Origin of the sequence: Flavobacterium cyclinae (assembly GCF_021172145.1) — a bacterium.
Taxonomy (GTDB): Bacteria; Bacteroidota; Bacteroidia; order Flavobacteriales; family Flavobacteriaceae; genus Flavobacterium; species Flavobacterium cyclinae.
The window spans coordinates 969703-984251 of sequence record NZ_CP089095.1 but is presented as its reverse complement, the minus strand read 5'-3'; the positions used below and the strand labels follow the sequence as shown (position 1 = coordinate 984251).

Genomic DNA, 14549 nt, shown 5'->3' with positions numbered 1-14549 from the left:
TAAGTAAGAGCACAAACAATTACTCCACACGAGCTTGCGAACTGACGAAGTAATTCCTAACGCATAACTTGTTTATATTTAAAAATTATACTTTTCCAAGTCTGCTGCTAACGCTAGCTTCTCATTAAGTATATAAACAAAAAAACCACCTTAATTAGGTGGTTTTATATATTTAGAGTCCCATCGGGACGATCTATTGGTAACAAAAAACCCTTCATCATTCGATGAAGGCTTTTCAAAAGACTCGAGGACTATGTCCGACTGAGCGAAGCTAAAGGCGGCGACATACTCTCCCAAATGACTGCAGTACCATCTGCGCTGTCGTCCCTAAGTTTCGGGATTAACTTCTCTGTTCGATATCTTTAATTATTTTTTTTTAAATTACATATGAGTTGTCCTAAAAAAGGTTGACTCGTTAATAATTCAAATATAGTTAAATCGTAACAGAATTAATTCTGTTACGATTTATTTTTTTCCATTGTTTTAAATGTATTATTTTTTGTTGATGTGCTTGGTTTGGAGTTATCATATTAATTGACATATGTATTCTAAAATTGTTGTATAAAGTTATGGCCTGTGTAACTTGTTTGTTTAAATTTTGATAGTTTTCAAATATTTCATGTAAACCAAATTCTTCTTTTAAAATTCCATTTACTCTTTCTGCCACTGCATTTTCATATGGGTCGTATTCTTGCGTCATACTAATTAAAATATTGTTTTTCTTTAACAATTCGGTATACTCTTTACTACAGTATTGTAAACCTCTATCAGAATGGTGAATGAGTTGATTTTTTGTTTTCCTCTTAATCAAAGCCATTTCTAAAGCTTTTACAGTAGTTGAGCTCATTAAATTATCTGACAATTGATATCCTACAATTTTCTTGGAACACGCATCAGTGAGTAAATGCAAATAATATGTTTTCTCTTTTGTTCGTAAATATGTTATATCAGCAACCCAAACCTGCTCAGGTCTGTTAAGTACTAAATTGCTAATTAAATTTGGATATCGTTTCATCCAATGTCTTGAATTTGTTGTTTTGTAATATCTTCGAGCTTTAGGAACTTGTAAATATTCTGCTTTTAAAAAATCTAAAAAATTATCCCGACCAATTGATATATGGTGTTTTATAAATTCATCTTGTAACATTACATGAAGTTTTTTACCACCTGTTCGGGGTAATTGCTTACGAATAGTAACTACCAAACTTCGTAATAATTCTGAGTTGTATTTAGGTGTTTTTACCTTTGACTTTCGCTTGTAAAATGCTTGTTTTGTGTATCCAAACAGTTCGCATAACTCATAAATAGTCAATGAACTATTTATATTTATTTCTTCGACTGCTTGGAACCAGACTTTTTTACAATATCAATTTTAAGTTCACGTTCAGCTATTTCAATAAATCGTTTAAATACTTTTAATTCTTCTTCTTTTTTCGCTAATTGAGCTTCTAGCTCTTTTATACGCTGTTGTTGAGGATCTTTCATAGGACGACCAATAGTTAATTTATCTTCATAGGTAAATTTACCATATTTTTTTAACCATCTTGGTATACAACTACTACCTAAAATATTGTAACGTCTTCGAAGCTCTGCTTTTGTAAATAAACCCCTCTCAAATTCACTTACAACTTGACGTTTAAATGCTTCGCTGTAAATTTGTGGGACAGTTGGAATTTTTGAAATTTTCTTTTTTGTTGACATATTATGTGATTTTTAGTCAACTTTTTTCAGGACAAGACAATATAACAAAAAAGCCTGTCTAGATAGACAGGCTTTTCAAAAGAAAGGCGGCGACATACTCTCCCACATAACTGCAGTACCATCTGCGCTGTCGGGCTTAACTTCTCTGTTCGGAATGGGAAGAGGTGAGCCCCGACGCAATAACCACCTTAAGTTTTTAGTTAGTAGTTTCTAGTTTACAGTAGGGAGAAAACTCCAAACTCATAACTTTTAACTCCTAACTGCCACGCCATAGGCGGGCAAATATCTTAACATACTGAGATAAAAATAATTTAAAGAAAGTTTCGCTCCCCGCCTTAGCGGGGAGGCTTGTACATAAGCTTACGGGTTATTAGTACTACTCGACTATGACATTACTGCCTTTACATCTATAGCCTATCAACGTGGTCATCTTCCACGACCCTTAAAAGAAATCTCATCTTGTGGTGGGTTTCGCGCTTATATGCTTTCAGCGCTTATCCCTTCCCGACGTAGCTACTCTGCAGTGCTCCTGGCGGAACAACAGATACACCAGCGGTCAGTCCAATTCGGTCCTCTCGTACTAGAATCAGATCCACTCAAATTTCTAACGCCCACAGTAGATAGAGACCGAACTGTCTCACGACGTTCTGAACCCAGCTCGCGTGCCACTTTAATGGGCGAACAGCCCAACCCTTGGGACCTTCTCCAGCCCCAGGATGTGACGAGCCGACATCGAGGTGCCAAACCCCCCCGTCGATATGAGCTCTTGGGGGAGATCAGCCTGTTATCCCCGGCGTACCTTTTATCCTTTGAGCGATGGCCCTTCCATGCGGAACCACCGGATCACTATGCTCTACTTTCGTACCTGATCGACCTGTATGTCTCTCAGTCAAGCTCCCTTATGCCATTGCACTCTACGCACGGTTACCAAGCGTGCTGAGGGAACCTTTAGAAGCCTCCGTTACTCTTTTGGAGGCGACCACCCCAGTCAAACTACCCACCAAGCAATGTCCCCCGGTTTCGGGGTTAGGCCTCAGACAAGCAAAGGGTGGTATTTCAACAATGACTCCACAACGCCTAGCGACGCCACTTCACAGTCTCCCACCTATCCTACACATCACGTGTCCAAGGTCAATACTAAGCTATAGTAAAGGTGCACAGGGTCTTTTCGTCCCACTGCGGGTAAGCGGCATCTTCACCGCTACTACAATTTCACCGAGCTCATGGCTGAGACAGTGTCCAGATCGTTACACCATTCGTGCAGGTCGGAACTTACCCGACAAGGAATTTCGCTACCTTAGGACCGTTATAGTTACGGCCGCCGTTTACTTGGGCTTCATTTCAATGCTTCTCCGAAGATAACATCTCCACTTAACCTTCAAGCACCGGGCAGGTGTCAGGCCCTATACTTCATCTTACGATTTTGCAGAGCCCTGTGTTTTTGATAAACAGTCGCCTGGACCTCTTCACTGCGGCCAGCATTGCTGCTGGCGACCTTTCTCCCGAAGTTACAGGTCTATTTTGCCTAATTCCTTAGCCATGAATCTCTCGAGCACCTTAGGATTCTCTCCTCAACTACCTGTGTCGGTTTACGGTACGGGTACTTATAATCTGAAGTTTAGAAGATTTTCTTGGCAGCCTTTAGGTACACTATCTCGTTGTCCGAAGACTCTGAGTACTATCGCATTTCACCAGTCCCAGCGGATTTGCCTACCGGGCCTATAGCTAAGTGCTTTAACGAACTATTCCGTCAGTTCGCGGTACTTTCACCACTGCGTCTCTCCATCACAATTATAAGTAGTACGGGAATATTAACCCGTTGGCCATCGACTTCCCCTTTCGGGTGCGCCTTAGGACCCGACTAACCCGCAGCTGATTAGCATAGCTGCGGAAACCTTAGTTTTTCGGTGTGCGGGTTTCTCGCCCGCATTATCGTTACTTATGCCTACATTTTCTTTTCTAAACAGTCCAGCATGACTCACATCACACCTTCGACCCAGTTTAGAATGCTCCCCTACCACTTGTATTACTACAAATCCATAGCTTCGGTAGTATGCTTATGCCCGATTATTATCCATGCTCGTCCGCTCGACTAGTGAGCTGTTACGCACTCTTTAAATGAATGGCTGCTTCCAAGCCAACATCCTAGCTGTCTGGGCAGACAAACCTCGTTTTTTCAACTTAGCATACATTTGGGGACCTTAGCTGATGGTCTGGGTTCTTTCCCTCTCGGACATGGACCTTAGCACCCATGCCCTCACTGCTGGTAAACATTATATAGCATTCGGAGTTTGTCAGGAATTGGTAGGCGGTGAAGCCCCCGCATCCAATCAGTAGCTCTACCTCTATATAACTTATACCCAGCGCTGCACCTAAATGCATTTCGGGGAGTACGAGCTATTTCCGAGTTTGATTGGCCTTTCACCCCTACCCACAGGTCATCCGAAGACTTTTCAACGTCAACCGGTTCGGACCTCCACTATGTGTTACCACAGCTTCATCCTGCCCATGGGTAGATCACACGGTTTCGCGTCTACCATTACTGACTAAAGCGCCCTATTCAGACTCGCTTTCGCTACGGATCCATACCTGAAGTACTTATCCTTGCCAGCAACGGTAACTCGTAGGCTCATTATGCAAAAGGCACGCCGTCACCCCACGAAAGGGCTCCGACCGCTTGTAAGCGTATGGTTTCAGGATCTATTTCACTCCGTTATTCACGGTTCTTTTCACCTTTCCCTCACGGTACTGGTTCACTATCGGTCTCTCAGGAGTATTTAGCCTTAGCGGATGGTCCCGCCAAATTCACACAGGGTTTCACGTGCCCCGCGCTACTCAGGATACCACTATTCTTATCTTCTCTTACTCATACGGGACTATCACCCTCTCTGGTTAACCTTTCCAGGTTATTCCGATTCAATCCGCAAGAAATCTCGTGGTCCTACAACCCCAGCATTGCCATAACAACACTGGTTTGGGCTAATCCGCGTTCGCTCGCCACTACTTACGGAATCACTTTTGTTTTCTTCTCCTCCGCCTACTTAGATGTTTCAGTTCAGCGGGTTTGCTCACCTATCGGTGTACTATGTCTTCAACATAGTGGGTTGCCCCATTCGGATATCTACGGATCAATTCGTGTGTGCCAATCCCCGTAGCTTTTCGCAGCTTATCACGTCCTTCTTCGCCTCTGAGAGCCTAGGCATCCCCCATACGCCCTTATTTTGCTTATGTGCCGCCTATTTCTATTTGCATAAAAATAGGACTTTCTTTATAAATACGTGATAAATCACGCATCTACTGTACTTTCTACTTTTTAAATGTATTGTATCTCAATATGTCAATGAACTTTTTTCCTTTCGGAATCGTGGAGAATATCGGAGTCGAACCGATGACCTCCTGCGTGCAAGGCAGGCGCTCTAGCCAGCTGAGCTAATCCCCCGTTTTTTTAGTGTTCAGTTAACAGTTATCAGTTAACAGTACTTCAAACGGCTACTCAACCTCTAAAATTTCCTTTAAACAAACTTAAAAAAGTAGTCCCGGGCAGACTCGAACTGCCGACCCCTACATTATCAGTGTAGTACTCTAACCAGCTGAGCTACGAGACTCTGTTTTCTTTGCTTATTCTTATTTTTTAAATTAACAGCGAGAGTAATATTTCCCTTTCAACCAAAACCTTGCGGCTCAAATCTTCTCTAGAAAGGAGGTGTTCCAGCCGCACCTTCCGGTACGGCTACCTTGTTACGACTTAGCCCTAGTTACTAGTTTTACCCTAGGCAGCTCCTTGCGGTCACCGACTTCAGGCACCCCCAGCTTCCATGGCTTGACGGGCGGTGTGTACAAGGCCCGGGAACGTATTCACCGGATCATGGCTGATATCCGATTACTAGCGATTCCAGCTTCACGGAGTCGAGTTGCAGACTCCGATCCGAACTGAGATAGGTTTTGTAGATTCGCTCCTGCTCGCGCAGTGGCTGCTCTCTGTACCTACCATTGTAGCACGTGTGTGGCCCAGGACGTAAGGGCCGTGATGATTTGACGTCATCCCCACCTTCCTCACAGTTTACACTGGCAGTCTCGTTAGAGTTCCCGACATGACTCGCTGGCAACTAACGACAGGGGTTGCGCTCGTTATAGGACTTAACCTGACACCTCACGGCACGAGCTGACGACAACCATGCAGCACCTTGTAAATTGTCCGAAGAAAAAACTGTTTCCAGTCCTGTCAATCTACATTTAAGCCCTGGTAAGGTTCCTCGCGTATCATCGAATTAAACCACATGCTCCACCGCTTGTGCGGGCCCCCGTCAATTCCTTTGAGTTTCACACTTGCGTGCGTACTCCCCAGGTGGGATACTTATCACTTTCGCTTAGCCACTCAACTTGCGCCGAACAGCTAGTATCCATCGTTTACGGCGTGGACTACCAGGGTATCTAATCCTGTTCGCTCCCCACGCTTTCGTCCATCAGCGTCAATCCATTGTTAGTAACCTGCCTTCGCAATTGGTATTCCATGTAATATCTAAGCATTTCACCGCTACACTACATATTCTAGTTACTTCACAATAATTCAAGCCTTACAGTATCAATGGCAGTTCCATCGTTGAGCGATGGGCTTTCACCACTGACTTATAAGGCCGCCTACGGACCCTTTAAACCCAATGATTCCGGATAACGCTTGGATCCTCCGTATTACCGCGGCTGCTGGCACGGAGTTAGCCGATCCTTATTCCTACAGTACCGTCAAGCTCCCACACGTGGGAGGGTTTCTTCCTGTATAAAAGCAGTTTACAATCCATAGGACCGTCTTCCTGCACGCGGCATGGCTGGTTCAGTCTTGCGACCATTGACCAATATTCCTCACTGCTGCCTCCCGTAGGAGTCTGGTCCGTGTCTCAGTACCAGTGTGGGGGATCTCCCTCTCAGGACCCCTACCCATCATCGTCTTGGTAAGCCGTTACCTTACCAACTAACTAATGGGACGCATGCTCATCTTGTACCGTTGGAACTTTAATATAACCAACATGCGAAGGTTATATACTATGGGGCATTAATCCAAATTTCTCTGGGCTATTCCCCTGTACAAGGTAGATTGCATACGCGTTACGCACCCGTGCGCCGGTCTCAAAGGAGCAAGCTCCTTCTACCCCTCGACTTGCATGTGTTAGGCCTGCCGCTAGCGTTCATCCTGAGCCAGGATCAAACTCTTCATCGTATATTGTTTTGATAGTATTAACTATCTTGTTTTATTCGATTCAAGTCGCTAGGTTGTTTTCAATTTACTCGAAAAATCTTACTCTCTCTTATTTTCAAAATTACATCACTGTAATTTTGTGCTGTCAATTCAATATGTCTATGAACGTGTCATTCTTTTTTTAATCTCGCCACTGTTTCAGTTAGCGGGTGCAAAAGTACAACTCTTTTTTAATCTGGCAAGCTTTTTTGAAAAAATTTTTTGATTATTTTTTCCTGACCACTCACTCATTATTTTTAAGAACTTGTACATCCCGATTCTTTCGTTTCGGGTCGGCAAAGATACTACCTTTACTTTTTATTATCCAAATCTTTTTTTAACTTTTTTTAAAAGTTTTTTTGATTTGTTTAATACCCCAGTTTGTGTGTGAACTTCTGCTCTAATGCGGGTGCAAAAGTAGAAATCTTTTTTGTTCCCACAAGGCTTTTTTATTCTTTTTTTGTTCTTTTTTTTCATGTTTTTCTTAACGTTCTGATAATAAGGATTTAATATAGGAATTTTTTTTACATCCCCCTTGCCCCCTTCAAAGGGGGAATGCTTTCTAAGAAGGATTCGTTTATTTTGTCTTATACTATATATATGTATGGTTTCAGGTTTCAAGTTTCAGGTGTGGGCTTAACTGTGTTAAGCAAAAGCCTGCTGCGCAGGAGATTCCTACTTCGTCGGAATGACAGAACAAGGGCAAGAACAAGAACAAGTTCTATGGCAAGGACAATTATTTTCACTTCGCTCAAATGTTAGCCTACTTGAGTAGGAGATTTCTCGTGAACTCGAAATGACATAATGGTTTTAAAAATGAAATAGTCTTCTGGAATACAATACGTCTTCTCTAGCCCCGATGGGAGTGGCATCCTTTTACAAACCTGACAGGTTTGTAAAAGATATAGCGGACAGCGGGATTATTAGTCTTTATGGAATGCAGAATGGCTGCTTCTAATCTTTTTTAACATTATACCTTATATATATTGTATGGATTTTATTATTCGTTTATATTTGCACCTTATAAATTTTAAACAATGATAAAAGTTACTTTACCCGACGGGTCGGTTAAGGAGATGGCTCAAGGAGTTACTCCGATGGATGTTGCGAAAAGCATTAGTGAAGGTTTGGCTAGAAACGTGATTTCGGCTTCTTATAATGGTACCACTATTGAAACGACGACGACCTTAACGACGGACGGTACACTTATATTATATACATGGAATGACAAAGAGGGAAAAAAAGCTTTTTGGCATTCGACTTCTCACGTGATGGCGCAAGCTTTGGAAGAAATTTTCCCTGGTATTAAATTAACACTTGGACCTGCGATTGATAATGGTTTTTATTACGACGTAGATTTTGGTGATAAAAAAATTACGGATGCCGATTTCAAAAAGATTGAAGACCGTGTGTTAGAAATTTCGAGAGAGAAGCATGAATTTAAAATGCGTTCGGTTTCTAAAGCAGAAGCATTGGAGGTTTATAAAGATAATGAGTACAAAACAGAATTGATTTCGAATTTAGAAGACGGAACGATTACGTTCTGCGATCATTCGAACTTCTTTGATTTGTGTCGTGGTGGTCATATTCCGAATACGGGTATTATCAAAGCGATGAAAATTTTATCGGTAGCAGGTGCTTACTGGAGAGGTGATGAAAAGAATAAGCAGTTAACTCGTGTTTATGGAATTTCGTTCCCAAAACAAAAAGATTTAACGGATTACCTTGAATTATTAGAAGAAGCAAAACGCCGTGATCATAGAAAATTAGGAAAAGAATTAGAATTATTCCATTTTTCACAAAAAGTAGGTCAAGGGTTACCATTATGGTTGCCTAAAGGTGCTGCTTTACGCGATAGATTAGAGCAATTCTTGAAAAAAGCACAGAAAAAAGCAGGTTACGAACAAGTAGTTACGCCTCATATTGGAATGAAAGACTTGTATGTGACTTCTGGCCACTATGCTAAATATGGAGCGGATAGCTTCCAACCAATCAATACTCCTGCGGAAGGCGAAGAGTTCTTGTTAAAACCCATGAACTGTCCACACCACTGTGAGATTTACAATGCAAGACCTTGGTCATACAAAGATTTACCAAAGCGTTATGCTGAATTTGGAACGGTGTATCGTTATGAGCAATCGGGTGAATTGCATGGATTGACTCGCGTTAGAGGATTTACTCAGGATGATGCGCACATTTTCTGTACGCCTGATCAATTGGATGCGGAGTTCAAAAATGTTATTGACTTAGTATTATATGTATTTGGATCTTTAGGATTTGAAAACTTTACGGCTCAGGTATCGGTTCGTGATTTAAACAATCCAGATAAATATATAGGTAGCGTTGAAAACTGGGAAAAAGCTGAAAATGCAATTATCAGTGCTGCGAAAGATAAAGGATTAAATTATGTGATTGAAGCTGGTGAAGCGGCTTTCTATGGTCCGAAATTGGATTTCATGGTGAAAGATGCTTTAGGCAGAAGTTGGCAATTAGGAACCATTCAGGTAGATTACAACTTACCTGAGCGTTTTGAATTGTCTTATAAAGGTGCGGATGACAAGTTACATCGCCCTGTTATGATTCACCGAGCGCCTTTTGGTTCGATGGAACGTTTTATAGCTATTTTATTGGAACACACAGCAGGAAATTTCCCAATTTGGTTGATGCCAGAGCAGGCTATTATCTTGTCTTTGAGTGAGAAATATGAAAATTATGCGAAAAAAGTTTTAGATTTGCTAGAAAATCACGAAATTCGCGCCCTAATTGACAACCGAAATGAAACAATCGGTAAGAAAATTAGAGAAGCGGAGATGAACAAATATCCGTTTATGCTGATTGTTGGCGAGGAAGAAGAGAAAAACGGAACCATTTCTGTGAGACAACGCGGACAAGAAGGAAAAGGAAATGTATCGGTTACTATTGAGCAATTTGCTGCAATGATAAACGAAGAAATCAATAAAACATTAAAACAATTTTAAGTTTAACTAAAATCTTAAAGCCATAGCAATTAGAAACAACAGAGGTTTTCAACCTCGCGAAGAGAAAAAAGCAGCGCACCGTATCAACAATTTGATTCGTGTACCTGAAGTACGTTTAGTAGGCGAAAATATTGAGCCTGGAGTTTACAAAATAGCAGAAGCCCTTCGCTTAGCTGAAGAGCAAGAAGTTGATTTGGTAGAGATTTCTCCAAATGCTGAACCGCCGGTTTGTAAATTGATGGATTATGGTAAGTTTTTGTACCAACAAAAGAAGAGAGAAAAAGAGCTTAAAGCAAAATCTACTCAGATTGTAATTAAGGAGATCCGTTTTGGACCTCAAACAGATGAGCATGATTATGAGTTTAAGAAAAAGAATGCCATCAAATTTTTACAAGACGGTGCTAAATTAAAAGCCTTTGTATTCTTTAAAGGACGTTCGATTATCTATAAAGAGCAAGGACAAATTTTATTATTACGTTTAGCTCAAGAATTGGAAGAGTTTGGAAAAGTTGAAGCGATGCCAGTTTTAGAAGGAAAACGTATGATTATGTACATTGCTCCGAAAAAGAAAAAGTAAGCAGTTAGCAGTCGCAGTATTCAGTAATTACTCTGTAAACTGAAAACCGAGACTGATAACTAAAAAATAATAAGTAAGATAGATTATAAATACAGGAAGAAAATGCCTAAAATGAAAACTAAATCTAGTGCTAAGAAACGTTTCAAAGTTACTGGCTCTGGAAAAATCAAAAGAAAGCACGCTTTTAAAAGTCACATTTTGACTAAAAAATCTAAAAAGCGTAAATTAGCTTTAACTCACTCAACTTTGGTTCACCCAACAGATGAGAGAAGTATTAAACAACAATTGAATATTATTTAATTTGTTGTTGGTTAAAATCAATTAATAACCCTGGAGTGGGCTGAATGAAGAACAAAGTTAAAAGTACAAAGTATAAAGTATGATGTTCTACGTTTAAAAGTGTTGAAAAACCGCCTTACTACAAAAAAACATTTAAAATTATGCCAAGATCAGTAAATGCTGTAGCATCAAAAGCTAGAAAAAAAAGAGTATTAAAACAAGCCAAAGGTTTCTTTGGAAGACGTAAAAACGTTTGGACTGTAGCTAAAAACGCGGTAGAAAAAGCAATGGCTTATGCTTACCGTGATAGAAAACAAAACAAAAGAAACTTCCGTGCATTATGGATTATGCGTATTAACGCTGGTGCTCGTTTACACGGAATGAGTTATTCTCAGTTTATGGGGAAATTAAAAGCTAACAATATCGAATTGAACCGTAAAGTTCTTGCTGATTTAGCTATGAATCACCCAGCAGCTTTCGCAGCTATCGTTAATAAAATTAAATAATTACGTCTAACTCAGTTTATCTTACTTATATATCAAACCCCGATGAAAATCGGGGTTTTTTATTTGTAGTGTGTTTGGATTGTGGGTACGGAATGCAATTCCGCGCTATCGGGTATGGAATTCTGCGATGTAAAGCCACTAATTGCTTGCTATTCTACCAATGAAAAAGCATTAATAACAAGCATTCCGTTACCAATTATATCTTTTACTTGTTGTAAATCATCATATTCTTTTCCTTGATAATCATTTTGGGTAAGTAATCGAATTTCTTTTATTGCACCCAATTCAAACTTAACTTTTGAAATTTTTGAACTATCTATTTGAATATTATTTATAACAATACGGTCTATCGTAGTATTATATTTTTTCTGATTTAATAAATCATTTAAAGAAATGAAAATTGTGTTTTTATCTTTTCTTATTATTTCAACCTTTTTACTCGATTTGTTTTTATACACATTCAAGATATTATCACTGTTTAAATATGTATTTGTCAAATCAATTAGATTATTATCCAAATAAATCGAAAAGCCATTTTGTTCAAGTTCGGATATTTCAAATTGTAAGAAATTGATTTTTTTTATAGAACAAGAAAACAATGTAACTACAACTAATAAAAATAAAATTCTTTTTTGCATGATTTTGTTTTGATTGTGGCACGGAATGCAATTCAGCATTATCGGTTATCGAGTTTTGTTTTACTCTTCATATTTTATAAATTCAGTTGTCACATTATTCATAAAAGCTATTATAGAATTTATTGATTCTTCAATATTTAAATCTAACATTTTATCTATCGTGTCAAAATATACTTTTAAATCGTCTTCAGCATTTGTTTTTAGATGAATTATGTTTTTTCTATTGTTATATAAATTTAGTAGGCTCTCTTTTTCATTTGTTAGTTCCTCCCAAAATGTTTGATTGTTTTTTATTTCAGGAATGATTTTTTCTAATTTTTCTCTAAATGAAACTGAGCCACTTTCAATCTTCTTTTTAGAGAAATTAAATTCTCTTTCTTTACCGTTTTCCTTTCTAATCGTTTTATATTTATAATCATTAGGAATTATATGATTTAAGAATGCCTCAAGAGATGAGACAAGCATTACGATGCTACTTGATCGATATTTTATATAATGATTATAACATTCGTGAGTTCCATTTTCTTCAATATCCAATATAAATATGTCATCTCCAAGTTTTTTCCCACATTTTGGAAAATTAGTTTCTTTAATTATTTCAGATTTATTAAAATGTTCAATAGCTACACTCAAAAATAAGTGAACAGGATTTGGAAAAGGCGCAACATAAAGATTATCCAAATATCTAACTGGTCTTGAACGAATAACTCTTTCTTCTCCGTTTTTGAATTTAACAACCATTATTAATTGATTAGTTAATTCGCTTGAATCAGACTTTTTTACAGATTTTTTTTCGACATCAGAAAATGCCTTATTTGTGATTTGAAGATTTGGATAAGGTGGGATTTTTATTTTCAAAATTTGATATTTAATTGGCTAAAACTTATCATATAAATATACAACCTATATTATTGTACCACTTCAAATATAAGAAATTTAATTCAAAACACTAAAAACCTTCCTAAAACACAATCATTCATTATTCCCCAGAATTCAATACCTTTACACTTTAAAAACATTACTTTGAATACTACCAAAACCATCACTGGATTTCATCCGAAAAACAAGCACCACGGCAAATACGATTTCAAAACTTTAATTGCGGCTAATCCTGATTTAGCACCATTTGTTGCGGTAAATGAATTTGGCACCGAAACGATTGATTTTGCGAATCCTGATGCGGTGAAAATGTTGAACAAAGCGTTGTTGTTGCAGTATTATGGTTTGAAGAATTGGGATATCCCAAAAGGTTTTCTTTGTCCGCCTATTCCAGGACGAGCAGAGTATATTCATCAAGTTGCCGATATTTTAGAAGATACGTATGGCACGCTTCAAACGAATCATAAAATTCGCATTTTAGATGTCGGAATTGGAGCGAATTGTATTTATCCGATTATTGGTGTTTCAGAATACGATTGGCGTTTTGTGGGTAGCGAAGTCGACAAACAAGCTTTTGAAGCGGCTCAGGAAAACATCAATTCGAATCAGAAATTGAAAGAAAACGTTACGTTGCGATTACAAACATCCAAACGAAACATTTTCAAGAACATCATTCTTCCAGAAGATAAATTTGACATGACGATTTGCAATCCGCCTTTTCACAGTTCAAAAGAAGAAGCGAATAAAGGCACCATTCGTAAAAATAAAAACTTAGGTATTGAAGATTCGAAGAAACCAACGCTAAACTTTGGTGGCGTGAATTCCGAACTTTGGTGCGAAGGTGGCGAATTGACGTTCATCAGTAATATGATTTATGAAAGTGTGCATTTTAAAGCACAAGTCAAATGGTTTTCGTCGTTAGTTTCTAAAAAAGATAATTTGAAACCGTTGCTATCGCATCTTAAAAAAGTAAAAGCTACATATCAAATTACAGAAATGAAACATGGAAATAAAGTGAGTAGAATTTTGTTTTGGACTTTTAAAGAGTAATAGGTTAAACGTTTCTATAGTTCTCGATACATTTTTCTTTTATAAATCTAGGGATTTATAAAAGAAAAACACTCGAAATGACGATAGTGGAATTGCGTTTTTAATGGTTAAATAAAAAGGCAAATGAGAATAAGTAAAAGGTATTAAAGCGTTTCTGATAGTTCTCAATACATTTTGTTCTTAAAAATCTAAGGATTTACAAACACAAAACACTCGAAATCACATAAGAATAATACAGTAACAACTAACATTATGCAGGAATTACACAAGCTTTTAGATCAATTAGAATCGGATATTGCGTCTTTTGATAAAGTGAATTTAGCGGTTTCTTCGGGAAGTGTGGGTTGGCATATGGCGCATAGCTTAAAAACGATTGACCAAATTGTTTCGGCTTGCAAACATTCGAACCCAACGGAATATCAATGGCGATTTAATTTTAAACGTCTTTTGATTATGTCAATCATGAAAAAAATTCCGAGAGGAAAAGCAAAAGCACCAAAAATCGTTAGACCTGAAGGTGACATTTCTCCAGAAACTTTGAGTTTAGATTTTGTAAAAGTGAGAAAAAATCTAAATGATTGGGATAAATTGGACAAAAATGCTCATTTTCCACATCCTTTTTTTGGGGTTTTAAATAAGAAGGAAACAGAGATTTTTTTAGTATTGCACACCAAACATCATGTAATGATTGTGAAGGATATTTTGAAATAA

General features: G+C 38.4%; 10 protein-coding genes, 2 tRNA genes and 3 rRNA genes. 6 read left to right on the top strand and 9 right to left on the bottom strand.

Translation table 11 applies throughout. The annotated features are described in order from the left end of the window. Window positions 1-433: 433 nt before the first annotated feature. The 7 genes from LOS86_RS04675 to LOS86_RS04645 form a co-directional block, all read right to left on the bottom strand. Window positions 434-1701, bottom strand: a protein-coding gene (locus LOS86_RS04675) for an IS3 family transposase (protein WP_231841609.1) whose coding sequence is annotated in 2 segments (ribosomal slippage) — window positions 434-1362 and window positions 1362-1701 — 1269 coding nt in all. Because the reading frame shifts where the segments join, the coding sequence is not laid out codon by codon here. A gap of 81 nt (window positions 1702-1782) precedes the next feature. Beyond that, a 5S ribosomal RNA gene (rrf, locus tag LOS86_RS04670) occupies window positions 1783-1892 on the bottom strand. A 159-nt stretch (window positions 1893-2051) separates the two neighbouring features. Beyond that, window positions 2052-4932 (bottom strand): 23S ribosomal RNA (locus LOS86_RS04665). A 134-nt stretch (window positions 4933-5066) separates the two neighbouring features. After that, window positions 5067-5140: transfer RNA gene (locus tag LOS86_RS04660), tRNA-Ala, on the bottom strand. Window positions 5141-5232: 92 nt separating this feature from the next. Next, window positions 5233-5306, bottom strand: a tRNA-Ile gene (locus tag LOS86_RS04655). A 91-nt stretch (window positions 5307-5397) separates the two neighbouring features. Beyond that, a 16S ribosomal RNA gene (locus LOS86_RS04650) occupies window positions 5398-6913 on the bottom strand. Together the 16S, 23S and 5S rRNA genes with 2 tRNA genes alongside form the textbook arrangement of a ribosomal RNA operon. 339 nt (window positions 6914-7252) lie before the next feature. Then, on the bottom strand, window positions 7253-7552 hold the full coding sequence (locus LOS86_RS04645) for a hypothetical protein (protein WP_231843470.1): 300 nt from the start codon (window positions 7550-7552) through the stop codon (window positions 7253-7255). Window positions 7553-7968: 416 nt separating this feature from the next. Here LOS86_RS04645 and thrS point away from each other — a divergent pair, with 416 nt between their 5' ends. The 4 genes from thrS to rplT all read left to right on the top strand — a co-directional run bounded on the left by thrS (window position 7969) and on the right by rplT (window position 11271). Then, window positions 7969-9909, top strand: coding sequence for a threonine--tRNA ligase (gene thrS / locus LOS86_RS04640; protein WP_231843469.1), 1941 nt, complete (start codon window positions 7969-7971; stop codon window positions 9907-9909). Window positions 9910-9991: 82 nt separating this feature from the next. After that, window positions 9992-10486: a translation initiation factor IF-3 gene (gene infC, locus LOS86_RS04635; RefSeq protein ID WP_231843911.1), complete on the top strand. Its 495-nt coding sequence runs from the start codon at window positions 9992-9994 to the stop codon at window positions 10484-10486. Between the two features lie 102 nt (window positions 10487-10588). Then, window positions 10589-10786 carry a 50S ribosomal protein L35 gene (gene rpmI, locus LOS86_RS04630; protein WP_026726127.1) on the top strand — a complete coding sequence of 66 codons (198 nt, stop codon included), beginning with the start codon at window positions 10589-10591 and terminating at the stop codon, window positions 10784-10786. A 140-nt stretch (window positions 10787-10926) separates the two neighbouring features. Then, window positions 10927-11271, top strand: a complete 345-nt coding sequence (gene rplT / locus LOS86_RS04625) for a 50S ribosomal protein L20 (protein ID WP_231843468.1) — start codon at window positions 10927-10929, stop codon at window positions 11269-11271. A 149-nt stretch (window positions 11272-11420) separates the two neighbouring features. Here the strand turns inward: rplT and LOS86_RS04620 are convergent, their stop codons facing one another. Further along, complete coding sequence (locus LOS86_RS04620) at window positions 11421-11909, bottom strand: hypothetical protein (RefSeq protein WP_231843467.1); 489 nt, start codon at window positions 11907-11909, stop codon at window positions 11421-11423. 60 nt (window positions 11910-11969) lie between these two features. Continuing rightward, window positions 11970-12767, bottom strand: a complete 798-nt coding sequence (locus LOS86_RS04615; protein ID WP_231843466.1) for a hypothetical protein — start codon at window positions 12765-12767, stop codon at window positions 11970-11972. 165 nt (window positions 12768-12932) lie between these two features. Here LOS86_RS04615 and rlmF point away from each other — a divergent pair, with 165 nt between their 5' ends. Next, on the top strand, window positions 12933-13838 hold the full coding sequence (gene rlmF / locus LOS86_RS04610; RefSeq protein ID WP_231843465.1) for a 23S rRNA (adenine(1618)-N(6))-methyltransferase RlmF: 906 nt from the start codon (window positions 12933-12935) through the stop codon (window positions 13836-13838). Window positions 13839-14090: 252 nt separating this feature from the next. Beyond that, window positions 14091-14549, top strand: coding sequence for a DUF1569 domain-containing protein (locus LOS86_RS04605; protein WP_231843464.1), 459 nt, complete (start codon window positions 14091-14093; stop codon window positions 14547-14549).